Source organism: Vibrio sp. QJM3NY_35, assembly GCF_057785915.1.
Genome location: NZ_CM173507.1, coordinates 416,324 through 439,952 on the forward strand (window position 1 = coordinate 416,324; position 23,629 = coordinate 439,952).

The following is a 23,629-nucleotide window of genomic DNA, read 5'->3' on the forward strand; positions in this document are numbered from 1 at the left end:
AAAGCCAATAAGGAGGGCTAGCCTCCTTATTGGTGTAGTAGGCTTAAAGTAGAATTACTTTAGAAGGCCCACTTCTTTGTAGTATTTTGCTGCGCCTGGGTGAAGAGGGATAGAGATACCCGCTTTAACCATGTCTTCTTTTTTCAGGTTAGCAAATGCTGGGTGTAGGCGTTTGAAAGTGTCAAAGTTTTCAAATACTGCCTTAGCAACGTTGTATGCAACTTCTTCAGAAACGTCTGAAGTTGTTACCATTGTTGCTGCAACACCGAAGCTGTTTACGTCAGCGTCAGTACCACGGTACATGCCAGCAGGAACTGTGCTGTAAGCGTAGTATGGGTTTTCAGCTACGATCTTGTCGATCTGTGGACCTGTTGCCGAAACCAATTTTGCATCACAAGACGTTGTTGCTTCTTTGATTGATCCGTTCGGGTGACCAACCATGTAGATAAATGCATCAATCTTGTTATCACAAAGTGCTTGTGAACGCTCAGAACCTTTAAGTTCAGAAGCAAGCTTGAAGCTGTCGTTCGTCCAACCCATTGCGTCCATTACAACACCCATCGTTGCACGGTCACCAGAGCCTGGATTACCAATGTTTACGCGCTTACCAGCTAGGTCAGAAACATTGTTAATGCCAGCATCGGTACGAGCGATGATGTTGAACGGTTCTGTATGTAGAGAGAACATAGCGCGAAGTTTCTTGTATTCGCCCTGATCTTTGAACTTACTTGTACCCTTGTAGCCGTGGTATTGCCAGTCCGATTGAACAACACCGAAATCTAGTTCACCAGCACGGATGGTGTTAACGTTGTAGATTGAACCACCAGTAGACTCTACAGAACAACGAATGTTGTGGTCTTTGCGGCCCTTGTTCACTAGTTTACAAATTGCACCACCAGTCGGGTAGTAAACACCCGTCACTGAACCAGTACCAATTGTGATGAACTCTTGAGCGTTAACAGCGCCAGCGCCCATTACAGCAGCTGCAATAGCACCAACTTTAATAAGTTTGGTAAATGCCATGAATTTCCCTTCCTTTATTCATTATTAACCCTGAAACAAGTGTAGTCGTTTCTGGAGTTTCCTATTTGGAAACGGCACCTTTTTCAATCCATGTGATGAAAAAGTGGCTGAATAATATCAAAAATTGGCAGAAAATTACTCGAATGTTAAAAGATATAGCTAAAAAATCTAACAAATGATGTCTAGATCTCGTGTTTAATTTGCTACTGAGTTTTTTAAAATCAATGATTTAGTGTAATTTCGGGAAGGGTGTATGGATATTCTAGGATGTGATTTGGATCACGAAGCGAATAGATGTTCGTGATCCATTAGTAAGGCTGATAGTTATGAAACAGTGATCAATTATCCTGCGTATTCAAACAGTTCGCACACAGAATCAAACAGTTGCTTAGTGGTAACCGATAACGTTGGAGTAATAAAGATAGTGTCATCACCCGCGACCACACCCAGTATGCCTTCCGACTTACCTAGTGAGTCTAATAAGCGAGCGATAAGCTGAGCTGCACCAGGGCCAGTGTGTATCACAACTAATGCATTGTTGTGGTCAATATCTAGTACTAATTCTCGTAAAGAGCTAGAAACTGTCGGAACACCCAGTTCAGCAGGAAGACAGTAAACCATCTCCATTTTTGCGTTACGAGTTCGAACGGCACCAAACTTGGTTAACATACGCGAGACTTTAGACTGGTTGATGCTTTCAAAACCTTCGTGTTTTAGGGCATCTACAATTTCGCCTTGTGAGCCAAAACGTTCTTCTTTTAGTAAGGCTTTAAATGCACGAACTAAGTTGTCTTGCTTTTCTGTATTGCGCATATGTCATTCTTATTCATTAACAAAGATGTTTGCATATTCTCGCATACATATTCAATTTTAGCCAAAACATCCCTGTAATTTGTTAGTCATATCACTGTAAATATTTAATAGAATAATGTGTTATTTGCGACGACTTATTTTGTTATTTCAGTCGATTATCGCCATAATGCGAACTTGCTGTGTAGCACGGTTTTATTGACTTGCGCGAAGTCGCAAAGCTAGCGTTAATTGATTGTAATCACTTTGTGATTAATATAGTTTTTTAACTTAGATTTAGCTCAAGAATTACCCTACAAAGAATCTATAAGAGAAAGCTCTCAAGGAGAATAACAATGAAAGTAGCTGTTATTGGTGCCGCTGGTGGCATCGGTCAAGCCCTAGCCCTACTACTTAAGAACCGCCTACCTGCTGGTTCAGATCTTGCACTTTACGATATCGCACCGGTAACACCGGGTGTTGCTGCCGATCTTAGCCATATCCCAACGCCCGTTTCGATCAAAGGTTACGCGGGTGAAGATCCAACACCAGCACTAGAAGGTGCGGATGTTGTACTTATTTCAGCAGGTGTTGCTCGTAAGCCTGGTATGGATCGTGCGGATCTTTTCAATGTGAACGCTGGCATTGTTAAGTCTCTTGCAGAGAAAATCGCAGTTACTTGTCCTACTGCTTGTGTTGGTATCATCACTAACCCAGTAAACACAACAGTGCCAATCGCGGCTGAAGTACTCAAGAAAGCAGGTGTTTACGACAAGCGTCGCCTATTCGGTATTACGACTCTTGATGTGATTCGTTCTGAAACGTTCGTTGCTGAACTAAAAGACAAAGATCCAGGCGACATTCGTGTTCCTGTTATCGGCGGTCACTCAGGCGTAACGATCCTTCCTCTGCTTTCTCAAGTTGAAGGCGTAGAGTTCACTGATGAAGAAATTGCAGCGCTAACGACTCGCATCCAAAATGCAGGTACTGAAGTAGTAGAAGCTAAAGCTGGCGGCGGCAGTGCGACACTGTCTATGGGTCAAGCGGCTTGTCGTTTCGGTCTTGCTCTAGTGAAAGCGCTTCAAGGTGAAGAGAACGTGATTGAATGTGCATACGTTGAAGGTGAAGGCGAACACGCACCATTCTTCGCTCAGCCAGTTAAGCTAGGTAAAGAGGGAGCAGAAGCGATCCTTAGCTACGGTGAACTGAGCGACTTCGAGCGTAACGCTTTAGACAGCATGCTTGAAACACTAAATGGCGATATTGAGATTGGTGTTGAGTTCGCTAAGTAAGCGATACAGCATTTAACTCAATTTAAAATTGCTAATAAATGCCGGTCATTATGATCGGCTTTTTTGATCCTTGGATTTGCCTCGTTCGTAAACAGTGTTTTAGAGATGAAAGTGGGGCAGCAGTTATGAGTCGTATTCAAAAAGGAATGAACGTCCATTTCCATTTAGGTAGATTGGGAAAGATCCTCGTTATAGATGAGCAAGAGCAATTTGCGCTGGTTGAGTCATACAATAGCCACGAGCAGTACGCAGTGCCGCTGGAAGAGATAGAAGAAGTCGAAGCTCAACTTCCGTTGTCGTTAGAGTCGAGTCGTTATTGACAGTGGATTTGAAAAGATTTTCGTGAGGATCAAAAAAAGAGCCCTGAGGCTCTTTTTTATTATCTATGTAATGTCGCTATATAGAAGACAGTCTACAAAGTTACTTGCTGCGTTTAACAGCCAAGTGTGCAAGTGTGGTTAGTGCTTGCTTATATTCAGAGTCAGGCAGTACAGAAAGCTCAGCAATCGCTTTGTCGGCTTCTTCATAGGCTTTATTAGTCGTGTACTCTAATGAGCCTGTGTCTTTCATCACCGCCATAATGTCGTCGAGACGTTCCATGCCGTTCGCTTTCTCAATTGCTTCACGAATCATGCTTGCTTGTTCAGGAGAACCATTGTGCATTGCATATAGTAAAGGCAGCGTTGGTTTGCCTTCAGCAAGGTCGTCACCAACGTTCTTGCCCATCTCTTTACCATCAGCAGTGTAGTCCATCACATCGTCAATCAGTTGGAATGCGGTGCCTAGGTATTTACCGTAGTTTTGCATTGCCGTTTCGATTTCTGGTGATGATTCGCTAAGGATGGCACCGATTTGTGTTGCGGCTTCAAACAGGCGAGCGGTCTTAGAGTAGATCACTTGCATGTAGCTTTCTTCAGTGGTGTCTGGGTTGTTGCAGTTCATTAACTGTTGAACTTCACCCTCGGCAATCACGTTTACTGCTTCACTCATTAGTTCAAGGATCTTTAAGGATCCTAGCGTTGTCATCATTTGGAATGAGCGAGTATAAATAAAGTCACCCACCAAAACGCTAGCAGCATTACCAAAAGCTGCGTTGGCTGTCGCTTTACCGCGTCTCATGTCCGATTCGTCGACGACATCATCATGAAGTAGGGTTGCTGTGTGAATAAACTCGATAAAGGCTGCAGAGGTGATATGAGCTTCACCTTGGTAACCAAGTGCGCGAGCAGATAAAAGAGCAAGCAAAGGGCGTAGGCGTTTGCCACCACCGCTAACGATATAAAAACCAAGCTGGTTGATTAAACTTACGTCAGAATTAAGTTGGGCTTGAATTGTTTCATTCACTTTTGCCATATCATTGGCAGTAAGCGTTTGGATAGCTTTAAAATCCATTGTTCATCCGGCTGAAGTTAGACCCTGTAAGGCTTATACGTTGTATTTAATTGTTGAATAATACACTAAAAAACGTTGATTAATACATCGCTAAAGGGCATGATTGCCGCACTTTTCTTTGGCGAACAGGTTTTCGCCAATTTTTTAAAAATATGGCTTGTCATAGCGCCATGATTCCCGTAGAATCTGCGCCCTATTGATTAGTTTAGCGCACACCCGAGTTGTACAATTAACAACCATAGGCTGTGCGGAAAAAGCGGAGTAAAATATGTACGCTGTTTTCCAATCTGGTGGCAAACAACACCGAGTAAGCGAAGGTCAAACACTTCGTTTAGAGAAATTAGACGTTGAAACTGGTGCAACTGTTGAATTTGATAAAGTTCTTCTTGTTGCTAACGGCGAAGAAATCGCTGTTGGTGCACCTCTTGTTGAAGGTGGCAAGGTTACTGCAGAAGTAGTACAACACGGTCGTGGCGATAAAGTAAAAATCGTTAAGTTCCGTCGTCGTAAGCACTCGCGTAAGCAAGCTGGTCACCGTCAGTGGTTCACTGAAGTGAAAATCACTGGCATTAACGCTTAAGTATTAGGAGAGTTTAACAATGGCACATAAAAAAGCTGGCGGTTCTACTAATAACGGCCGCGATTCAGAAAGCAAACGTCTTGGTGTTAAGCGTTTTGGTGGTGAATCTGTTCTTGCAGGTAACATCATCGTTCGTCAACGTGGTACTAAGTTCCACGCTGGCACAAACGTTGGCATCGGTAAAGACCACACTCTTTTCGCTCTTACTGAAGGTAAAGTGAAATTTGCTGTTAAAGGTCCTAAAAACCGTAAGTTTGTAAGCATCGAAGCTGAGTAATTTAATCTTTAACTAGATTATGTTATTAGCTTTCAAGCTGAATTCAAAAGCCCTGCCGATTCGGCAGGGTTTTTTATTTATAGCAAGAATAAAAAAGCAGACGCTCTTGTTTTGGTTTTGAGAAGCCGTTTTATTTTTGAGAAACAGTTTGGTTTTTAAGAAGCCGTTTGTTTTGTAAAAAATAAGAAGCAAAGAACCTCTCCTTATTTGTTCCTTGGTTGCAGGTCGGCCTAGATCTTAGGTGATCGATCTAAACACGGATCTGCTAGAATTTATATCACTCCTTGATGAGTGGTAACGCAACGTAAGTGCGGAGTTAAAAAATGAAATTCGTTGATGAAGCGGTAGTAAAAATAGAAGCCGGTGATGGCGGTAATGGTACAGTAAGCTTTTGGCGCGAAAAATTCGTCGCTAAAGGTGGCCCTGATGGCGGCGACGGTGGTGACGGCGGTGATGTTTACATCCAAGCGGATGAGAACTTAAACACACTGATCGATTACCGTTTCCAACGTTTTTACAATGCAGAGCGTGGCGAGAATGGTCGCGGCGGTAACTGTACTGGTAAACGTGGTAAAGACATTACGCTGAAAGTACCAGTTGGTACGCGTGCAGTTGATATCCACACCAACGAAATCGTTGCTGAAGTTGCTGAACACGGCAAGAAAGTAATGGTTGGTAAAGGTGGTTGGCACGGTCTTGGTAACACGCGTTTTAAATCGTCTGTTAACCGTGCTCCTCGTCAAAAGACAATGGGTACTAAAGGCGAAGTTCGTGAACTGCGTTTAGAGCTTCTTCTATTAGCTGACGTTGGTATGCTTGGCCTACCAAACGCAGGTAAATCTACTTTTATTCGTTCAGTATCTGCTGCGAAACCAAAAGTGGCTGATTACCCGTTCACTACCTTGATCCCAAGCTTGGGTGTGGTAAGTGTTGTCCCTGAAAAGAGCTTCGTTGTTGCCGATATCCCTGGTCTAATTGAAGGCGCAGCTGATGGCGCTGGCCTTGGTATTCGTTTCCTCAAGCACCTTGAGCGTTGTCGTGTTCTTCTGCATATGATCGACATTATGCCGATCGATCAATCTGATCCTATTCAGAATGCACTAACGATCATCGATGAGCTTGAGCAATACAGTGAAAAAGTTTCACAGAAACCTCGTTGGTTAGTGTTCAACAAAGTTGACCTAATGCCAGAAGACGAAGCAGACGAAAAGATTCAAGAAATCATCGATGCTTTGGGCTGGGAAGGCGAGTACTTCAAGATCTCTGCTGTGAATAAAATCGGCACCAAAGATCTTTGCTTCAAACTAGGTGAGTTTATGGAAAACTTACCTCGTGAAGTTGTAGAAGTTGAAGAAGAAGAAGAAAAAGTAGACTTTATGTGGGATGACTACCATAAAGATGCGATGAGCGGTAAGAATGTTGTTACTGAAGATGACGACGATTGGGACGATTGGGATGACGAAGAAGATGACGGCCATGTTATCTATGTTCGTGACTAATCCTCTTAGTTTCTCATAACGCATCGGTCGCTTCTTACGAGTACACTGATAGTTTTATTAAACCGCAATGAAAATTGCGGTTTTTTTGTATCTAAATCATGACGTCTTGCTGTTTTTTATGCAAAATTTATCTTTAGATAATTAACGCCTATGGGAAGGAAATCATGGCATCAAAGCAAAGAGCGATCTCAAGACTCGTCGCTCAATCAGGACAAATGTTATTGGCGCACGGGGCAGAGAGCACTCTGGTCGGCGATATCATGCGTCGCATCGGTATTGCTTGTGGGGTGAATGAGGTTGAAGTCGCACTGTCAGCCAATGCGCTTGTTGTAACTACCGTAATGGATGATCACTGTATTACCACTACTCGAAGTTGTGCTGATCGTGGCATTAACATGCAGGTTATCACCGACATTCAACGCATTTGCATCATGATGGAGAAGGGAATTCTCGATTATGATTTGGCGTATAAAAAGATTCAAAACATCAGCCCCGAGCGCTACAACCGTTGGTTAGTGGTTGTGATGATAGGGTTGTCGTGCGCCTCTTTTAGCCACCTTGCGGGCGGAGACTGGCAAGTCTTCATGATGACTTTTATTGCTTCAGCTTGCGGTATGATCGTCAGACAAGAAATTGGGCACCGCCATTTCAATCCGCTATTAAACTTTGCTATCACAGCATTCGTTACCACGACCATTTCAGCTCAAGCCGTACTTTACAATATTGGCGGCCAACCCACGATCGTGATGGCTTCATCTGTATTAATGTTAGTACCTGGTTTTCCTCTGATTAACTCCGTCGCTGATATGCTTAAAGGCCATATTAATATGGGGTTAGCGCGCTTTACCATGGCCAGCTTATTAACTCTGGCGACGAGCTTGGGCATTGTCGCGGCGATGAGTCTATCAGATGTTTGGGGGTGGGCAAGCTAATGAGTATTTTCGAACTGTTTTTAGGTCTGCTCAACGATATGTTTTTCGCCGCTATTCCTGCTGTTGGGTTTGCATTGGTGTTTAACGTTCCGCAACGTGCTTTAGTTTATTGTGCACTCGGTGGTTCTATCGGTCATGGTAGCCGGTATCTGATGATGCACTTTGGTATTCCAATCGAATGGGCGACGTTCTTCGCCGCAACCGTGGTTGGTATGATAGGGGTTCATTGGTCACATAAACTGTTAGCACATCCGAAGGTGTTTACGGTTGCAGCTCTAATTCCTATGGTGCCAGGTGTGTTTGCCTTCAAGGCGATGATTGCGATGGTGGAGATTAACAGGGCAGGCTACACGCCTGAGTTGTTGGCAATGTTGATGGAGAACTTTTTAAAATCGATGTTCATTATCGCAGGGTTGGCGGTTGGCTTAGCTGTGCCAGGGCTGTTATTCTATCGCCGTAGACCTATCGTTTAGCGTTAATTTTCTTTTTAGGGACAGGACTTTCGATTTATGATCATCAGCATGATAGCGGCAATGGCAAACAACCGTATAATTGGTAAAGACAATCAGATGCCTTGGCATTTACCTGCGGATTTTGCATGGTTTAAACGCTCGACTATGGGTAAACCAGTCGTGATGGGACGTAAGACCTACGATTCTATTGGACGCCCTTTGCCGGGTCGGTTGAATGTCGTAATCAGCCGTGATGAGAGTTTAAAGATTGAAGGTGTAACGACGGTAACTTCTATTGAACAGGCTCTAGAGCTACTCAGTGATGTTGAAGAGGTGATGATCATTGGTGGCGGCTCTATTTATGAGAGCTGCTTACCTAAAGCGGACAAGTTGTATCTGACTTACATCGATTTCGCCGTCGATGGAGATACACAATTTCCTGACTGGGGTGAAGGTTGGAAGCAGAGCTTTAACGAGAGCTATCAAGCTGACGAGAAAAACAAACACAACATGGAGTTTGTGATTCTCGAGCGTTAACTGTGGTTATCAATAGCTAGTCTCTGAAAAATGCTTGCGTTACCCTACCAAGGTAGCGCAAGTTTCTCGTATCTTTATAGCGCTTTCTGAGTGAAAAACTGTTTATCTTCCCAGCGAAGAATTGTCAATTCACCTCCCCAGACGCATCCAGTATCAAGTCCAATTACGTCTTTTCCGTTATAGCCTTCAAGCGCAGCCCAGTGTCCAAAAACAACGGTTTTATCGAGCTTTATGCGTTGCGGAAGGTCAAACCATGGCACTAATGGTTTATCGGTAATTTCATTCGGTGGTAGCTTACATGCCATGTCGAGACGGCCATCTTCAAAACAGAAACGCATTCTTGTCAGGCTATTGATCGCATAACGATAGCGCTCAATATCATTTAAATCCTGATGCCATAAATCAGGTGCGTTGCTGTACATGTTTTCGATTAGCCATTGCCACCTGTCCGACTTCAGCAAGGATACGATCTCTCGATTTTCAATACGTGCTCTTTCTATATTCCACTGAGGTGAGATACCCGCATGGCACATCACGAACTCTGGATGTTCCTGAAGCAAAGGCTGTTGTCTTAACCATTCGAGTAGCACTTCACGATCTTCAGCATCAAGAATCGCTTGAGTCTTATCTTTTGGTTTCGCTGGAAATAGCCCTAAGGACACCGCCAAAAGGTGTAAGTCGTGGTTGCCTAATACAACCTTAGCTGCGTCACCAAGGCTACGAATAAAGCGTAGCGTCTCCAATGATTTAGGGCCTCGAGCAACTAAGTCTCCAGCGACCCATAAAGTATCTTGGTGTTTATCAAAGTTGATGGTTTCAAGCAGTAATTGAAGTTCGTCGAAGCACCCTTGGATGTCTCCGACAATATAATTCGACACAATAATTTCCTGTAGGTACAGATGTACGGCTAATTAAGAATATTAGGGATCGCGAGTCTAAATGGATCCACTTCAGTTATGAAGTCGATGCCTTTGTTATCTGTCATCACATAATGACCTTGCATAACACCCACAGGAGTTTCGATGACGGTACCACTGGTGTAAGTGTATTCGTCGTTGGCCTCAATCACGGGTTGTTGCCCAACTACGCCATCACCTTCTATGGTGAGTTGTTTGCCGTTGGAGTCGGTAATCAGCCAGCGGCGAGACATGAGTTGAACCGTTGTTTTGCTGAGGTTTTTGATGGTAATGATGTAGGCGAAGACGTAGCGGTTCTTCGTTGGTTCAGATTGTTCCTCTATGTATTTAGAGTGAACCTGACATTTGATACAAGGCGTAGATATATCCATATTCGCACCTTTTGTTGTTGGTATACTTTAAAGTATTACATAAAAAACAGGCTCCTCACCGAAGTGTAGGAGCCTTTTAGAATTATTTGTCAGCGTTGTGACTGTCGTACAACCAGTTTGCCATGTCGACAAACTGCTCGAGCGTTAAGTTCTCAGGACGCATGCTTGGGTTGATACCTAGCTCTTCAAGCACTTCCTTATCGATTAAGCTCTTGTAGCAGTTACGAACTGTTTTACGACGCTGGTTAAAGCCTTCACGACACACGCGATCTAGCCATTTCAGATCTTTTGCCGGGTAAGGCAGCACTTCGTATGGCTGTAGGCGAACGACTGCTGAGTCTACTTTCGGTGGCGGAACGAAGGCTGTGGGTGGCACTTCTAGCACTGGCGTCACTTTACAGTAGTATTGAGCCATTACAGTAAGGCGACCGTAAGCTTTGCTGCCAGGGCCAGCGGCTAGACGGTTAACCACTTCTTTTTGAAGCATAAAGTGCATGTCTTGCACGTCTTTATGGAATTCAAAAAGGTGGAACATCAATGGTGTAGAGATGTTGTATGGCAAGTTACCAAAGATACGTAGCTTGTTGTTTGGCTTAACAAGTTGTTCGAAGTCGAACTTCATTGCATCGCCTTCATAGATCGTTAGCTTATCAGCCAGATCGGGATGGTTGCGAAGACGTTCAGCCAGGTCTCTATCCAATTCGATAACTGTAAATTTATCGACAAGCTTACCCACTGGCTCAGTAATTGCGCCTAGGCCAGGACCGATCTCTACCAAGTTTTGACCTGGTAGTGGGTTAATGCTCGATACGATGCCATCAATAATGTATGGATCGTTAAGGAAGTTTTGACCAAAACGTTTACGCGCTTTGTGCCCTAAGTGGACATCATTTCTCATTGCTTTTTCTCTACTAATTCAATGGCGTGCGTGAGCGCTGTTCTAAAGCTCCCTGTATCGGCTTGGCCTTTCCCTGCCAAGTCTAAGGCGGTACCGTGGTCGACTGATGTTCGAATAAACGGTAAGCCAAGCGTGATGTTCACTGAACGACCAAACCCTTTGTATTTCAATACTGGGAGTACTTGGTCGTGATACATACCTAAAACAGCATCTGCATCTTGCAAATATTTTTCATTAAAGATGGTATCTGCTGGCAATGGGCCAACTAAATTAATACCATCTTTCTGGCGAATTTTTTCTAGCGTAGGGGTGATAGTTTCTATCTCTTCACGACCCAAACAACCATCTTCACCCGCATGTGGGTTCAATCCACACACGTAAATAGTTGGTTTCTCTATAGCAAACTTTTCGACCAAATCTTTATGCAGAATAGCAATGATTTGCTCTAATCTGTCTTCGGTCACTGCTTGAGATACATAAGCTAGCGGGATGTGCGTTGTTACGAGAGCAACACGCAGCCCTTCTGTTGCCAACATCATCACGACAAGTGGAGTATTGGACTTCTCTGCAAAGAACTCGGTATGGCCACTAAAAGCAACGCCAGCTCGGTTAATTACACCCTTGTGAACAGGGCCGGTGACAATAGCATCAAATTCATCATTCATACAGCCAATTGCTGCGGTTTCTAATGTATTTAATACGTAGTGGCCGTTCGCTTCGTTAAGTTGACCCGCAACAGCGACTTCAGCGAGTGGAACATGTTTCACAACCAATGTTCCGGAGCGTTGAGGTTGCTTGGGCGCTGTTGAGTCGTAGTCCAACAGCTCAACCTCGATCCCCAACATTTCAGCTCGCTTTGCTAGTAGGGTTTTGTCCGCACAAACTACGAGCTGATGTGGCCAGCTTTCTTGGGATAAGGCGAGAGTTAAATCTGGCCCAATTCCCGCTGGTTCACCTGCCGTAATGACAAGGCGTTTAGTTGTCATCTTGGTCATCCTCAACAATTTCAACAAAAGCACTCGCTCTTACTTCTTGCAGCCAAGCGCCAGCTTCTTCATTGAACTTACGGTTAAATAGAATTTGGTATGCTTTATTCTTTAAAGCTGAGTCTGTACGGTCTACTTCTCTGCGATCAAGCACTTCAACAATGTGCCAGCCATGAACCGTTTTGAATGGTGCGCTGATTTTACCTTCAGGCAGTGTTTCTACTTGGTGTTTGAACTCTGGTACATACAAATCTGGTGTTTGGTAGCCTAGCTCACCATCTTGTACTGCAGAACCTGGGTCTTGGCTGTATTGCTGAGCAAGGTCACCGAAGCTCGCTTCACCTGCGTTTATGCGGCGCGTGATCTCTTCTAGTTGTTCCTTGGCGCCATCATCACTTAGGATTACTGTAGGCTTAATCAAAATATGACGTGCATTCACCTCAGTTACCGCAACAGTTTCTAAGCCTTTCACATCTTCAATTTTCAGAATATGGAAACCAACGCCACTTCGGAAGGGTCCGATGATGCTGCCTTTGTTCTGCATTTTGATCTGGTCTGCAAAAATAGTTGGCATCTCTTCTTTACGCATCCAACCCCAATCGCCGCCTTGCAGTGCTTTAGGGCCCTTAGAGTAAGTATATGCCATAGTGCTGAAATCTTTGCCTGAGTTGAGTTCCTCGACTAGTTCAGTAGCTTGAGCTTCTAGCTCTTCTTTGGTTTGGTCATCGTTAAAGCGAAGTTGAATATGGCCAATTTTGTATTGAACCGTAGCATTCGTTTCTTGAGCAAGAATATCTGCTAGGTTGTCTACTTCTGCAGGAAGAATGTTGATACGGCGACGAACGAGAGCGTTACGTGCTTCGCTTGCTGCGATCTCTTTTCTTACCTGTTCACGAAATGCGTTGTAGCTAAGACCTTCTTCAGCAACCGATGCGGTAAGTTGTTCAACTGTTTGATTGTTGTCTTTCGCGATGCCTTCGATTGCTTGATCAAGTCGAGCATCATCGATACGTACACCAATACGTTCCGCTTCTTGAGTTTGAATAGTATCGATGATCAGTTTTTCTAGTACTTGCTCATTGAGCACATCTTGCGATGGCAATGTTTGCCCGCTTTTCTTAGCGTTTGCACGCAGCGTCTTCATCGAAGCATCGATGTCGCTTTGTAAGATAACGCCTTCGTTAACGATAACTTTTACGCTGTCTAGCTCGACTGGCGCTGCAAAGCTTGTTGATAAAGTACAAGTCGCTGCGATAGCAATTAATGTGCGTTTCCACAATGTCATGTGTAATCCTTTAAATTTACTGATGTTTTATCAATAAAGAAAATTAGTTGTTTAAGAAGAATGGGCGACCATAGCTTAGAGAGTTGTCAGAGCTGCTATCCCCAACGGCTCCTGAGTCAGAACCGATATTGGTACCGAAGCCGACAATACCGAAATTCACACTGAAGTTATTTTCGTAAACTGGCGTCGCGTTTGATGTGTTGATGTAATCGCCTTCCCAACTACGAAGCTGGTTACTGTAAGTAAAGCCGATGTACCAGCAATCCGATTTATAATTGAGTCGAGCTAACCATTCGAGCTCTTCTTCTGTTGTTAGATCATAGAAGTATTGAGCGCTTGCATTCCACTTTGGCGAAATTTGGTAAGCGCCGAGTAAGCCTGCTTGAGATATACCTTCTTTCGTGATTGAGCCAACATTAAAATCGACGGTATCTTCAATATACTCTTTGGTAACGTAACGATAGTTAGTTTGTACGTAACCGCCTGCAAAACGGTATTCAATCGTACTGTTTGCAAGCTGCATCGCTGATGTGTCGATATCGTACTGCACACCGCCGTGATAAAACAGATAATCGTCGTAGTTGAAGTCGACTTCTACTGCCCAAGATGAGTAGTTAGAGTTCTTATCTGCCTCATTGGTGTTTAAGTTTTGTTTGGTCTCTTTGTCGATATAAAAAATTTGGCCGAAAGATATGTTGAGACGTTCTTTGTATTCGTCATCAAAGAAGCGAGATGACGCACCGTAGCTGACTTGATTTGCAGCAGCTATGCGGTCTACACCACTGTATTTGCGACTTCTAAACAGACCATAGTAGTCTGTCTGCAGGAGCGTTGTATCGTAAAGGCCAATGTCGCTTTGATCTTCTTCTGGGACATACAAGTATTGAACCTGCGGTTCTAGTGTTTGAGTGTAATTGCCCACAATAGTGGTATCTCGCTCCAGAACGATACCTGCGTGGCTTCTAAACTCTGGAATAATTCGGCTTACCGATTCTTCCAAGCCTTCATAATCAGAGCCTGCGCCGGTATCAACGCCAGCAAGGTCTTGTTGATAGTAAGTACCAAGTAGTCGAGCTTCTGTTGTCCATGTGCCCCAGGTATTTCCTACAGGGATCGTGATCCCTGGCTCAACGTGAACACGAGTCGCAGAAGGTTTACCTGAAGCATCTGTATCAAACAGAGATACATGGCTGATCATGTCGAAGTCTAAGTACTCCATCACCTCAGGAGCATAGTAATTGTACTCTAACTGTGGCATCAGACGATAAGGTAGATTGTTGCTTGTAGTAAGAACTTGGAAATCTCGAACAAGCACAGAAGCATCCCAGTTTTGAGAACGGTAAGTTGCCTGGCCTTCCTGTAATAGTTGGCCGTCTTCACGGTTACCAATGCTGCTTCCGCTAACGTCAGTGAAGTAGTCGATATCACTGACTTTTGAGTAATCGATTTCAAATAACCACGATTGCTGGAATATCCCTGAGTGCTGGAGTTGAGCACCCCAACGGTCACCTTTTTCTGAGTATTTTTTGTCATCCGGCAAATATTCAGACTCGATACTACCTGAGCCAAAATCGCTCAAGTAACGGAATTTACTGTTAAGTTGTGTACCACGCTCCTGCATGTACTTAAAAGTGGTTTCCAAGTCGTAGTTTGGTGCCAAGTTCCAATAAACTGGGATTTCAGCTTCAAAACCATCGCTTGAACCGTATGAAACTGTTGGGTATAAGAAACCGGTTTTACGAGTATCACCAATAGGAACAGTTAAGTACGGTAGGTAAAATACCGGAACACTTTGAATTTCAAATCGCGGGTTATAAAAAGTTGCTTGCTCTTCGTCTTGGTCAACATCGATACTCGACGCTCTTAGGCGCCAAGCGTTATCACCAACCGGGCAAGACGTAATCGAACCATCTTCAATCTCATAAACCGCTTTACCTGTTTTTGCGATATAAACAGCATCGCCTCGACCGGGCTCGCAAAGGAATTCATAATCGGTGTTCTCAAGCGTCATTTCATCTGTAGTCAGATTATTGGTCGCTCTGTCTGAGATAGATTTGATTTGACCGTCACTAAAGTTTACGTTGCCTTCAGCTACAACGATATTTTCTTGTTGGTGCAGGGTTACGTTATCGGCAAGGATGGTCTTGTTCCCTTGCGTAACGACTACGTCACCTGAATATATTGCCTTGTCACCATTGATAGCTTCTAAGCGATCTGACTCAACATGAGCGGGTAGCTGTGTCTCGTTTTCTGCAGCGGGCTCGATCAAGCATTGATCTATAGAGGGCATTTCCTGCACACTACTATCGGTGATTGTTTCAGCTTGAGTTGTCGACACGTATAACGCCGTACTTATAGACGCGGCTAACAAGGTGCGGGAAAAAGATTGCATGAAGTTGAACTATCCTGTGTCACTAGATGAAGGGTTGATCTAGTATCAATCCAATTAATAAAGCATTCTCCTTATGATAAAGGAAATAATAGCATTCAGCATCATCAGACAGCATTACTCAGATAAAATTCATAGATAGAGAACACATAATGCAAATATTTGGCAAAATTTTGGGCGCGTTTTTTGGCTTTTTATTTGGAGGGCCGCTCGGTTTAGTTTTTGGTCTGTTTTTAGGACACCAATTCGATAAAGCTCGCCGATTGAACCAATCAGGCTTCAATAGCTCTGGTTTTGGTCGAGGTCCAAGCCAAGCAGAAAGACAGAACGAGTTTTTTAAATCCGCTTTTGCGGTTATGGGGCACGTTGCTAAAGCGAAAGGACAGGTAACGCCAGAAGAGATTCAACTCGCTTCCACCATGATGGAACGCATGAACCTGCATGGCGAACAACGCAAAGCGGCGCAAGATGCATTCCGTGACGGCAAAGAGAGCGACTTCCCTCTGAGCGAAGTACTTGAGCGAGTGAAAATCTCATCGGGTGGTCGTTTTGATCTTCTTCAGTTCTTCTTGGAGCTTCAAGTATCAGCTGCATTCGCTGATGGAAGCCTGCACCCGAGTGAGCGCCAAGTTCTGCATAAAATAGCGCAAGGCCTAGGGTTTTCGGCAGAGCAACTAGAGCGCCGCTTGCAGATGCAGGAAGCAGCGTTCCGTTTCCAACAGCAAGGTGGAAGCTTTGGTGGCCATCAAGGCCATGGGCAATCATCAGGTTGGCAACAGGCTTCACAACAGAACCAGCTAGGCGACGCATATAAGGTTCTTGGTGTGAGTGAAAGTGCTGACGGTAAAGAGGTGAAGAAAGCCTACCGCAAACTGATGAATGAGCACCACCCAGATAAACTGATGGCGAAAGGTTTACCGCCAGAGATGATGAATGTTGCGAAAGAGAAATCGCAAGAAATTCAAAATGCTTATGACTTGATAAAAAAAGTTAAAGGTTTTAAGTAACAGAACATAAGCCGAGCCATGACATTAAATGACTCGGTTTTTTATTAAAGGGAATTATATGACGGTAACGTATCAGGATGTTCTAGAGTTTTGGTTCGATGAATTGACGCCAAAAGACTGGTTTACTGGCGGCGAAGAAATTGATGCTTTGATTGAGGCTCGCTTTTCTGACTTACACCGATCAGCAGCTCAAGGTGAGCTATTTGAATGGCGACAAAACGCACAAGGACGATTGGCAGAGATTATCGTGCTTGATCAGTTTTCTCGCAATATTGGTAGAAACAGTCCGGCAGCTTTTTCGGTTGATCCGATGGCGTTGGCTCTAGCACAAGAGGCGGTAGCGGGTGGTTTTGATCACCAACTTAACGAGCAACAAAAAAGCTTCCTGTATATGCCTTATATGCATAGTGAGTCTTTGTTAGTCCATGAACAAGCCGTGGAGCTCTTTTCTCAAACGGGATTAGAACATAATTTGGATTTTGAGTTTAAGCACAAGGTTATCATTGAGCGTTTTGGTCGTTACCCTCATCGTAATGAAGTGCTAGGGCGAACTTCGACTCCTGAAGAGGTTGAGTTCTTGCAGCAACCGGGTTCAAGCTTTTAATTGTAGAAATACGGTTCAATAGATAAAAAAGAGGCAAGTGGTTAATAAAAACCTCTCGCCTCTTTTTTGTTTAGCTTAATTCATGAGCTTTAACGTTAAAACTAGTTTGCTTGGTTAAGCGACCAATCATAGTCATAACTGATTTTTTCAGTGTTCGTCACCGGCTTTGTTCGATACTGGTCTAAGTGTTGAATGAGTTGTTTTTCTGTACCAAAATCCACAGAAAACCAATCGTAAATCGATGATAGTTGAAGTTTGTTGTTTTCAATTAACACGCCCTTATCACTATTTACAAAACCACTAGCAGCTTGTTCTAACAAGGCTTCAGTGTTGTCAGAGGTAAAAGCTTCAGACTGCAAGTTAGGGCAACCTAGGCTGGCACAGTTCACTGCATAATGCGTACGAGGGTCTTGCCAAATCGGTCTGAGGATTCGGTGTTCAATGTCATTGAGTGTCAGTGATTTCCCGTTAACGACTACTACATCATCTCCCCACGGCCCGAAACTAAATAGTCCGCCAAGTTTAGTGATGGATTTGATCGGGTAGGCATCAAGAATCAAATCGACAGTCACGGCGTTATATAGATTAACCCAGTAGGCATACTGCTCCGCTTTTGAATAGTTGAGCGGATTCACCTGTTCGAGTTGCTTGATGTATTGCTTAAGTTTTGTCTTATCTGCAGTGCTCACAGCTTGATAGCGAACTAGGGTGTTTTGCCCCTGTTTAACCAAGTAGCTATCGAGGAGTTGCTGCCAGTCTTGATGAGATACCTGTTCTTGGTTGGTTTCATTGCTTTGGTTCCAGTATGGCCAAAGATCAGATTTAGGCGCAGACCAAGCTAAGGTTGAGAAAAGTAGGCTGACAATAAAAAGTAGTTGTTTCATGGCATTCTCCTGATGACTGACTACTAAGACCTTGTGGCTTACCATTTTCTTTCATAGCTCTTCAGTTAAATAGCGGAACTGATCTAAATAAAGGGCTGAGCTTAATAAGCACATTAAGTTAATGTGCTCAGCCAAATAAAAAAGGTTGGCGCTAGGCCAACCTTTTATGTGTACACAAAATAGTGCGATTCTATTTCAAGACTTCTTATTTCAGGAAGCTAGGAATCTGAGCTTCAAACTCTGAAATCTTATCGGCGTGTTGAAGTGTAAGGCCGATATTATCTAAACCATTCAGTAAGCAGTGACGACGGAACTCATCAATTTCAAACGAGTACTCTTTGCCGTTCGCGCTGACTTTCATTGCTTCTAGATCAACCGTAATTTCTGCACCTTCATTCGCTTCAACGAATTGGAATAGCTCATCCACTTCTTGCTCAGTCAATCGAACTGGCACCATTTGGTTGTTGATCGAGTTACCGTAGAAAATGTCGGCAAAGCTTGGTGCGATCATTACTTGGATACCATAATCGGCAAGCGCCCAAGGTGCGTGTTCACGAGATGAGCCACAACCGAAGTTTTCACGAGCTAGAAGAATTGAAGCGCCTTGGTAGCGAGCTTCGTTCATTACAAACTCAGGGTTTGGTTGTTGGCCTGCGTCATCTAGGAAGCGCCAATCGTGGAACAAGTGTTTACCAAAACCGATGCGGTTTACTTTCTGTAGAAACTGCTTTGGAATGATCGCATCAGTATCGATGTTGGCCGTATCTAGAGGAACGACTAATCCGGTGTGTTGTTGAAAACCTGACATGTTAAATCCTCTAATTAAAGTTCACGAATATCGACAAAGTGACCAGCGATTGCCGCTGCGGCTGCCATTGCTGGGCTAACTAGGTGCGTACGACCATCACGGCCTTGGCGACCTTCAAAGTTACGGTTTGATGTAGAAGCACAGCGCTCTTGTGGACCTAGACGGTCGTTGTTCATAGCAAGACACATAGAACAGCCTGGTAAACGCCATTCAAAGCCTGCTTCGATGAAGATCTTATCTAGGCCTTCAGCTTCAGCTTGTGCTTTAACTTGCTCTGAACCCGGAACGATAAGCGCTTGAACATGTTTCGCTACTTGACGGCCTTTCGCTACCGCTGCTGCTGCACGCATGTCTTCGATACGCGAGTTAGTACAAGAACCCACGAACACTTTATCTACGTTGTAATCAGATAGAGATTTACCGGCTTCAAGGCCCATGTAAGCCAGAGCTTTTTCTGCAGATGCTTTTTCAACAGGGTCAGCGAAGCTTTCTGGTGCAGGGATTGGTGTGTCTACCGAGATAACCTGACCTGGGTTAGTACCCCAAGTAACTTGTGGTTTAATGTCTGCGGCTTCTAATGTAACAACTGCATCGAATTCAGCGTCAGCATCGGTTTTCAATGTGTCCCAGTATTCGATTGCCGCTTCTAAGTCTTGGCCTTGTGGAGAGAACTTACGACCTTTGATGTACTCGTATGTCGTTGCATCAGGGGCAATTAGACCTGCTTTAGCGCCAAGCTCGATAGCCATGTTACATACCGTCATACGACCTTCCATCGTAAGGTCTGTAATTGCCTCACCACAGAATTCCACAACGTAGCCAGTACCGCCTGCAGCTGTAGTTTTACCGATGATCGCTAACACGATATCTTTTGCAGTGATGCCTGGAGCAACCTTGCCTTTTACTTCGATCTTCATCGTTTTAGCACGAGCTTGTTTTAGTGTTTGCGTAGCTAGAACGTGCTCAACTTCTGAAGTACCGATACCGAATGCTAGTGAGCCAAATGCACCGTGTGTAGCCGTGTGTGAGTCACCACATACGATGGTCATTCCCGGTAGCGTAATACCTAGCTCAGGGCCCATTACGTGCACAATACCTTGGTATTTGTGGTTTAGGTCGTAAAGCGTGACACCAAACTCTTCACAGTTTTTCGATAGCGTTTCCATTTGGATACGAGCCATCTCGCCAGAAGCGTTGATGTCTTTAGTTTGTGTCGATACGTTATGGTCCATAGTCGCAAAAGTTTTGCCTACTTGGCGAACGTTACGGCCTTTTTCACGCAGACCGTCAAAGGCTTGTGGCGACGTTACTTCGTGGACTAAGTGACGATCGATATAAAGAATTGGCGTTTCGCCCTTCGCTGCAACCGCAACGTGAGCGTCATAAACTTTTTCGTATAAGGTTTTTGCTTGCTGGTTTGTCGACATAGCTTTTCTTCCTTGGGAGCATCAGTCCCAGTGTTTGTTTCGAGCCAAGTCATGCGGTTTACGCTGACTTGGCTTGATATTATTCTTATGTACTTGCTTCTAATCGGAGCATTTAGCTTATGAAGCTAAGATGTACTCAGCGATCTTGTCACCCATTTCAGAGGTAGTCAGTGCTTGGTTCTTACCTGCAAGGTCTGCCGTTAGCTCGCCTGCAGAAAGTGCTTTAGATACCGCTGATTCGATGTCTTGTGCTGCCGCTTCTTCGCCTAGGCTGTAACGAAGCATTAGCGCTGCAGAAAGAATTTGCGCGACTGGGTTCGCAATGTTCTTACCTGCGATATCTGGTGCGCTACCACCTGCTGGTTCGTATAGGCCGAAGTTGCTTTCATTTAAGCTTGCAGAAGGAAGCATACCCATAGAGCCTGTGATCATTGCACACTCATCAGAGATGATGTCACCAAAGATGTTTGAACATAGCATGACGTCAAACTGAGATGGGTCTTTGATTAGCTGCATGGTCGCGTTGTCGATGTACATGTGGTTTAGCGTGACATCTGGGTAATCTTTTGCGATTTCTTCAACCACTTCACGCCATAAGATAGAGCTCTGCAGAACGTTCGCTTTGTCGATTGAGTAAACGTTTTTGTTACGTAAACGTGCCGATTCAAACGCAATCTTTGCAATACGTTCGATTTCGTAGCGGTGGTAAACCTCAGTATCAAAGGCTTTCTCTGTTGTGCCTTCGCCTTCACGACCTTTAGGTTGGCCGAAGTAGATGCCGCCTGTTAGTTCACGAACGACAACGATATCGAAGCCGTTACCTGAGATGTCAGCACGCAAAGGAGAGAAAGACTCTAGACCTTTGTGGATTTGTGCAGGACGTAGGTTACAGAACAATTGGAAGTGTTTACGTAGAGGAAGTAGGGCACCACGCTCTGGTTGATCGTTTGGTGGAAGGTGTTCCCACTTAGGGCCGCCAACCGAGCCAAATAGTACTGCGTCAGATTCTTCACAGCCTGTTACTGTCGCTTCTGGAAGTGGACAGCCGTGGTTATCAATTGCGATACCACCAACATCATACTCTTCACGAGAGAAGCTAATCGCGTGCTTCTTTTCAATCGCGTCTAGCACTTTGTGTGCTTGCTGCATTACTTCTGGGCCAATGCCATCACCAGGTAGTACGGCAATCTTGTATGATTTATCAGTCATGTTAATCCTTTAATTTTTGTTACTGAGCTCTTTCGCTCGTTTTAAATTTTGTCCCTAAAGCCAACAACATCGGCTCTAGGGCTCTGTTATTGGGTGTTTAAACTGTTGCGATTCTTTGCTGTTTCATTTCAGCAATGGTGTCTGCGCGTTGAATGCTATTAATAACGTGCAGTAGCGCCTGACCAGAGGCCTCAACGATATCGGTTGAAACGCCCGTACCGTGGTACTTACGGCCTTTATAGTTCGCAATAATATCAGCTTGGCCTAGGCCATCTTCGCCTTCACCTTTCGCGGTAAGGTCGAATTTATCCAATGCAATTTCGTAACCCGTTAAGCGGTAGATACACTGGTATAAAGCATCAACCGGGCCGTTACCGACAGCCGCTTCGCATTTCTCTTCATCACCACATTGCAGCTTGATGCTGGTGGTAGACATAACACTACCAGATTGTACGCTTAGGTAGTTAAGTTTATAGAAGTCATCTTCGTCACGTAGATTTGCGAAGTGCATTAGTGCTTCTAGGTCGTAATCGAATACTTGGCCTTTACGGTCAGCCAGTTTCAAAAAGTCTTCGTACAATGAATCTAGGTTGTACTCATTGTCTTTATAGCCCATTGCGTCCATGTGGCTCTTAACGGCTGCACGACCACTGCGGCTGGTTAGGTTCAATGCTTTGTTTTTCAAGCCAATAGACTCAGGCGTCATGATCTCGTAAGTGTTCTTGTTCTTAAGCATGCCGTCTTGGTGGATACCTGAAGAGTGGCTGAATGCGTTAGCACCAACGATTGCTTTGTTGTCTTGAATTGGCATGTGGCAAAGCTGGCTAACCAACTTACTGGTACGGTGAATTTCTTTATGATCCAAGCCAGTATGAACACCCAAAAGCTCTTGGCGAGTTTTGATGATCATTGCGATTTCTTCTAAAGAACAGTTACCCGCACGTTCGCCAATACCATTGATTGTGCCTTCAATTTGACGAGCGCCCGCTTGCACTGCAGCAATTGAGTTTGCAACCGACATACCTAAGTCATCGTGACAGTGAACAGAGATGATAGCTTGGTCGATGTTTGGAACGCGATCGAATAGCGTTTTGATAATGCCACCAAACTCATTCGGTACTGTGTAGCCTACCGTGTCTGGAATGTTGATGGTTTTCGCGCCTGCGTTAATCGCGGCTTCAACCATGCGACATAGGTTGTCGATAGGGGTACGACCGGCATCTTCACAAGAAAATTCAACATCATCGGTGTAGTTACGAGCGTGTTTGACGGCTTTTACTGCCATCTCTACTACGTCATCGTAGCTACGGCGCAATTTATCTTGCACGTGAACCGTTGATGTAGAAATGAAGGTATGAATACGGAACTGGTCAGCAACTTTAAGCGCTTCTGCTGCGGCATCGATATCTTTCGCTACGGCACGAGAAAGTGCACAAATACGGCTATCTTTGATGTGCTTAGCGATGGTTTGTACTGATTCGAAATCGCCTGGCGATGACACAGGGAAACCCGCTTCAATAACATCTACACCCAGTCGTTCAAGTGCATAAGCGATCTGTAATTTCTCTTTTACCGTAAGGCTTGCTGCCAACGCTTGCTCGCCATCACGTAAGGTCGTGTCAAAAATTATCACTTGATCGTTCATGGGTGCTTCCTTATATCGATAATGAATCGATTGCTATCCAAATTATTATTAAGAATGATGTTCTTTTAAAAGTGCCAATTACAAAAAAACCCGCTCAGCGCGGGTTTTAATATTTGTGTAGTTCTTGACCCACAACTTACCCGCGCGATTGGTTCACGATAAGGAGAAGTTTCAGCAGTCGAGAAGAAGAAAAAATCATTACACAAATATCCGTAAATAAACTGTTAACACCATATTTACCGTAATTTATTCTGAGCGTCAAACAAGAAAATCCAATATCAGCGTACATTGGCAGTGTTTTGGTTTGGTTTGTGCTGTTTTTTATCTCCTCGTTGGCTAAATCGACTGATTGGTGGTTTTGTATTGGCGGGTTAGTTTATCGTTTGGCTGATGTGTAGGTTAAAACTTTGTAGTAAATCTTTTTGA

The 23,629-nt window shown here is 44.2% G+C and carries 24 protein-coding genes; 10 read left to right on the forward strand and 14 right to left on the reverse strand.

What is annotated here, in order from left to right; all coding sequences use genetic code 11:
• Positions 1 to 54: 54 nt before the first annotated feature.
• Positions 55 to 1,023 (reverse strand): TAXI family TRAP transporter solute-binding subunit, encoded by a 969-nt coding sequence (locus tag AC3CH3_RS01945; RefSeq protein WP_488537628.1) that lies wholly within the window; start codon positions 1,021 to 1,023, stop codon positions 55 to 57.
• Positions 1,024 to 1,365: 342 nt separating this feature from the next.
• Complete coding sequence (gene argR, locus AC3CH3_RS01950; RefSeq protein WP_004740827.1) at positions 1,366 to 1,836, reverse strand: transcriptional regulator ArgR; 471 nt, start codon at positions 1,834 to 1,836, stop codon at positions 1,366 to 1,368.
• Between the two features lie 332 nt (positions 1,837 to 2,168).
• Between argR and mdh the strand changes: the two genes are divergently transcribed.
• Together mdh and AC3CH3_RS01960 are read left to right on the forward strand one after the other, a co-directional pair.
• A complete protein-coding gene (gene mdh, locus AC3CH3_RS01955) occupies positions 2,169 to 3,104 on the forward strand; it encodes a malate dehydrogenase (RefSeq protein WP_009847834.1) in 936 nt (311 codons plus the stop codon).
• A gap of 125 nt (positions 3,105 to 3,229) precedes the next feature.
• Positions 3,230 to 3,424 carry a hypothetical protein gene (locus AC3CH3_RS01960; RefSeq protein WP_102432791.1) on the forward strand — a complete coding sequence of 65 codons (195 nt, stop codon included), beginning with the start codon at positions 3,230 to 3,232 and terminating at the stop codon, positions 3,422 to 3,424.
• Positions 3,425 to 3,524: 100 nt separating this feature from the next.
• Here AC3CH3_RS01960 and ispB read toward each other — a convergent pair whose 3' ends face one another.
• Entirely contained in the window at positions 3,525 to 4,496 is a 972-nt protein-coding gene (gene ispB / locus AC3CH3_RS01965; protein WP_048657974.1) for an octaprenyl diphosphate synthase, read from the reverse strand.
• A 268-nt stretch (positions 4,497 to 4,764) separates the two neighbouring features.
• On the opposite strand from ispB, the gene rplU reads away from it, so the two are divergent.
• From rplU to folA, 6 genes are all read left to right on the forward strand, one after another.
• The gene (rplU, locus tag AC3CH3_RS01970) at positions 4,765 to 5,076 is read left to right on the forward strand and encodes a 50S ribosomal protein L21 (RefSeq protein ID WP_004740823.1); all 312 of its coding nucleotides are present in this window, start codon (positions 4,765 to 4,767) and stop codon (positions 5,074 to 5,076) included.
• Between the two features lie 19 nt (positions 5,077 to 5,095).
• Positions 5,096 to 5,353: a 50S ribosomal protein L27 gene (rpmA, locus tag AC3CH3_RS01975; protein WP_004735905.1), complete on the forward strand. Its 258-nt coding sequence runs from the start codon at positions 5,096 to 5,098 to the stop codon at positions 5,351 to 5,353.
• Between the two features lie 323 nt (positions 5,354 to 5,676).
• A complete protein-coding gene (gene cgtA, locus AC3CH3_RS01980) occupies positions 5,677 to 6,852 on the forward strand; it encodes an Obg family GTPase CgtA (protein ID WP_123962118.1) in 1,176 nt (391 codons plus the stop codon).
• A gap of 164 nt (positions 6,853 to 7,016) precedes the next feature.
• Positions 7,017 to 7,784 (forward strand): threonine/serine exporter family protein, encoded by a 768-nt coding sequence (locus AC3CH3_RS01985; RefSeq protein ID WP_017061378.1) that lies wholly within the window; start codon positions 7,017 to 7,019, stop codon positions 7,782 to 7,784.
• The gene (locus AC3CH3_RS01990) at positions 7,784 to 8,257 is read left to right on the forward strand and encodes a threonine/serine exporter family protein (RefSeq protein WP_017068807.1); all 474 of its coding nucleotides are present in this window, start codon (positions 7,784 to 7,786) and stop codon (positions 8,255 to 8,257) included. Before AC3CH3_RS01985 ends, AC3CH3_RS01990 begins: the two co-directional genes overlap by 1 nt.
• Positions 8,258 to 8,293: 36 nt before the next feature.
• Positions 8,294 to 8,773, forward strand: coding sequence for a type 3 dihydrofolate reductase (gene folA, locus AC3CH3_RS01995; RefSeq protein WP_017062944.1), 480 nt, complete (start codon positions 8,294 to 8,296; stop codon positions 8,771 to 8,773).
• Between the two features lie 74 nt (positions 8,774 to 8,847).
• Here the strand turns inward: folA and AC3CH3_RS02000 are convergent, their stop codons facing one another.
• The 6 genes from AC3CH3_RS02000 to lptD form a co-directional block, all read right to left on the reverse strand.
• On the reverse strand, positions 8,848 to 9,651 hold the full coding sequence (locus AC3CH3_RS02000) for a symmetrical bis(5'-nucleosyl)-tetraphosphatase (protein ID WP_488537629.1): 804 nt from the start codon (positions 9,649 to 9,651) through the stop codon (positions 8,848 to 8,850).
• 29 nt (positions 9,652 to 9,680) lie between these two features.
• Positions 9,681 to 10,061: a Co2+/Mg2+ efflux protein ApaG gene (gene apaG, locus AC3CH3_RS02005; RefSeq protein ID WP_004735899.1), complete on the reverse strand. Its 381-nt coding sequence runs from the start codon at positions 10,059 to 10,061 to the stop codon at positions 9,681 to 9,683.
• A gap of 82 nt (positions 10,062 to 10,143) precedes the next feature.
• Complete coding sequence (gene rsmA, locus AC3CH3_RS02010; RefSeq protein ID WP_488537630.1) at positions 10,144 to 10,959, reverse strand: 16S rRNA (adenine(1518)-N(6)/adenine(1519)-N(6))-dimethyltransferase RsmA; 816 nt, start codon at positions 10,957 to 10,959, stop codon at positions 10,144 to 10,146.
• Complete coding sequence (gene pdxA / locus AC3CH3_RS02015) at positions 10,956 to 11,945, reverse strand: 4-hydroxythreonine-4-phosphate dehydrogenase PdxA (RefSeq protein ID WP_488537631.1); 990 nt, start codon at positions 11,943 to 11,945, stop codon at positions 10,956 to 10,958. The genes rsmA and pdxA overlap by 4 nt, the downstream gene beginning before the upstream one ends.
• Positions 11,935 to 13,230 carry a peptidylprolyl isomerase SurA gene (gene surA / locus AC3CH3_RS02020; protein ID WP_488537632.1) on the reverse strand — a complete coding sequence of 432 codons (1,296 nt, stop codon included), beginning with the start codon at positions 13,228 to 13,230 and terminating at the stop codon, positions 11,935 to 11,937. Before surA ends, pdxA begins: the two co-directional genes overlap by 11 nt.
• A 43-nt stretch (positions 13,231 to 13,273) precedes the next feature.
• Positions 13,274 to 15,622, reverse strand: coding sequence for an LPS assembly protein LptD (gene lptD, locus AC3CH3_RS02025; protein ID WP_488537633.1), 2,349 nt, complete (start codon positions 15,620 to 15,622; stop codon positions 13,274 to 13,276).
• Positions 15,623 to 15,771: 149 nt separating this feature from the next.
• Here lptD and djlA point away from each other — a divergent pair, with 149 nt between their 5' ends.
• A complete protein-coding gene (djlA, locus tag AC3CH3_RS02030) occupies positions 15,772 to 16,626 on the forward strand; it encodes a co-chaperone DjlA (RefSeq protein ID WP_019826912.1) in 855 nt (284 codons plus the stop codon).
• A gap of 58 nt (positions 16,627 to 16,684) precedes the next feature.
• Entirely contained in the window at positions 16,685 to 17,230 is a 546-nt protein-coding gene (locus tag AC3CH3_RS02035) for a DUF924 family protein (protein ID WP_488537634.1), read from the forward strand.
• A 101-nt stretch (positions 17,231 to 17,331) separates the two neighbouring features.
• On the opposite strand, the gene AC3CH3_RS02040 is transcribed toward AC3CH3_RS02035, so the two are convergent.
• The 5 genes from AC3CH3_RS02040 to leuA form a co-directional block, all read right to left on the reverse strand.
• Entirely contained in the window at positions 17,332 to 18,114 is a 783-nt protein-coding gene (locus AC3CH3_RS02040; protein WP_488537635.1) for a DUF547 domain-containing protein, read from the reverse strand.
• A 205-nt stretch (positions 18,115 to 18,319) separates the two neighbouring features.
• The gene (gene leuD, locus AC3CH3_RS02045) at positions 18,320 to 18,922 is read right to left on the reverse strand and encodes a 3-isopropylmalate dehydratase small subunit (RefSeq protein ID WP_488537636.1); all 603 of its coding nucleotides are present in this window, start codon (positions 18,920 to 18,922) and stop codon (positions 18,320 to 18,322) included.
• A gap of 14 nt (positions 18,923 to 18,936) precedes the next feature.
• Entirely contained in the window at positions 18,937 to 20,349 is a 1,413-nt protein-coding gene (gene leuC / locus AC3CH3_RS02050) for a 3-isopropylmalate dehydratase large subunit (RefSeq protein ID WP_019826905.1), read from the reverse strand.
• Positions 20,350 to 20,466: 117 nt separating this feature from the next.
• Positions 20,467 to 21,558 carry a 3-isopropylmalate dehydrogenase gene (leuB, locus tag AC3CH3_RS02055; protein ID WP_019826903.1) on the reverse strand — a complete coding sequence of 364 codons (1,092 nt, stop codon included), beginning with the start codon at positions 21,556 to 21,558 and terminating at the stop codon, positions 20,467 to 20,469.
• Positions 21,559 to 21,655: 97 nt separating this feature from the next.
• On the reverse strand, positions 21,656 to 23,203 hold the full coding sequence (gene leuA, locus AC3CH3_RS02060; RefSeq protein WP_488537637.1) for a 2-isopropylmalate synthase: 1,548 nt from the start codon (positions 23,201 to 23,203) through the stop codon (positions 21,656 to 21,658).
• Positions 23,204 to 23,629 lie beyond the last annotated feature (426 nt).

Bases quoted from the DNA above. Each gene is read 5' to 3' on its own strand.
- leuD (WP_488537636.1), bottom strand. From the start codon at position 18,922: ATGTCAGGTTTTCAACAACACACCGGATTAGTCGTTCCTCTAGATACG.
- ispB (WP_048657974.1), bottom strand. From the start codon at position 4,496: ATGGATTTTAAAGCTATCCAAACGCTTACTGCCAATGATATGGCAAAA.
- AC3CH3_RS01985 (WP_017061378.1), top strand. From the start codon at position 7,017: ATGGCATCAAAGCAAAGAGCGATCTCAAGACTCGTCGCTCAATCAGGA.
- AC3CH3_RS01990 (WP_017068807.1), top strand. From the start codon at position 7,784: ATGAGTATTTTCGAACTGTTTTTAGGTCTGCTCAACGATATGTTTTTC.
- mdh (WP_009847834.1), top strand. From the start codon at position 2,169: ATGAAAGTAGCTGTTATTGGTGCCGCTGGTGGCATCGGTCAAGCCCTA.
- leuB (WP_019826903.1), bottom strand. From the start codon at position 21,558: ATGACTGATAAATCATACAAGATTGCCGTACTACCTGGTGATGGCATT.
- leuC (WP_019826905.1), bottom strand. From the start codon at position 20,349: ATGTCGACAAACCAGCAAGCAAAAACCTTATACGAAAAAGTTTATGAC.
- pdxA (WP_488537631.1), bottom strand. From the start codon at position 11,945: ATGACAACTAAACGCCTTGTCATTACGGCAGGTGAACCAGCGGGAATT.
- apaG (WP_004735899.1), bottom strand. From the start codon at position 10,061: ATGGATATATCTACGCCTTGTATCAAATGTCAGGTTCACTCTAAATAC.
- AC3CH3_RS02035 (WP_488537634.1), top strand. From the start codon at position 16,685: ATGACGGTAACGTATCAGGATGTTCTAGAGTTTTGGTTCGATGAATTG.
- AC3CH3_RS01960 (WP_102432791.1), top strand. From the start codon at position 3,230: ATGAGTCGTATTCAAAAAGGAATGAACGTCCATTTCCATTTAGGTAGA.
- AC3CH3_RS02040 (WP_488537635.1), bottom strand. From the start codon at position 18,114: ATGAAACAACTACTTTTTATTGTCAGCCTACTTTTCTCAACCTTAGCT.
- AC3CH3_RS01945 (WP_488537628.1), bottom strand. From the start codon at position 1,023: ATGGCATTTACCAAACTTATTAAAGTTGGTGCTATTGCAGCTGCTGTA.
- rpmA (WP_004735905.1), top strand. From the start codon at position 5,096: ATGGCACATAAAAAAGCTGGCGGTTCTACTAATAACGGCCGCGATTCA.
- leuA (WP_488537637.1), bottom strand. From the start codon at position 23,203: ATGAACGATCAAGTGATAATTTTTGACACGACCTTACGTGATGGCGAG.
- rsmA (WP_488537630.1), bottom strand. From the start codon at position 10,959: ATGAGAAATGATGTCCACTTAGGGCACAAAGCGCGTAAACGTTTTGGT.
- lptD (WP_488537633.1), bottom strand. From the start codon at position 15,622: ATGCAATCTTTTTCCCGCACCTTGTTAGCCGCGTCTATAAGTACGGCG.
- surA (WP_488537632.1), bottom strand. From the start codon at position 13,230: ATGACATTGTGGAAACGCACATTAATTGCTATCGCAGCGACTTGTACT.
- cgtA (WP_123962118.1), top strand. From the start codon at position 5,677: ATGAAATTCGTTGATGAAGCGGTAGTAAAAATAGAAGCCGGTGATGGC.
- rplU (WP_004740823.1), top strand. From the start codon at position 4,765: ATGTACGCTGTTTTCCAATCTGGTGGCAAACAACACCGAGTAAGCGAA.
- argR (WP_004740827.1), bottom strand. From the start codon at position 1,836: ATGCGCAATACAGAAAAGCAAGACAACTTAGTTCGTGCATTTAAAGCC.
- folA (WP_017062944.1), top strand. From the start codon at position 8,294: ATGATCATCAGCATGATAGCGGCAATGGCAAACAACCGTATAATTGGT.
- djlA (WP_019826912.1), top strand. From the start codon at position 15,772: ATGCAAATATTTGGCAAAATTTTGGGCGCGTTTTTTGGCTTTTTATTT.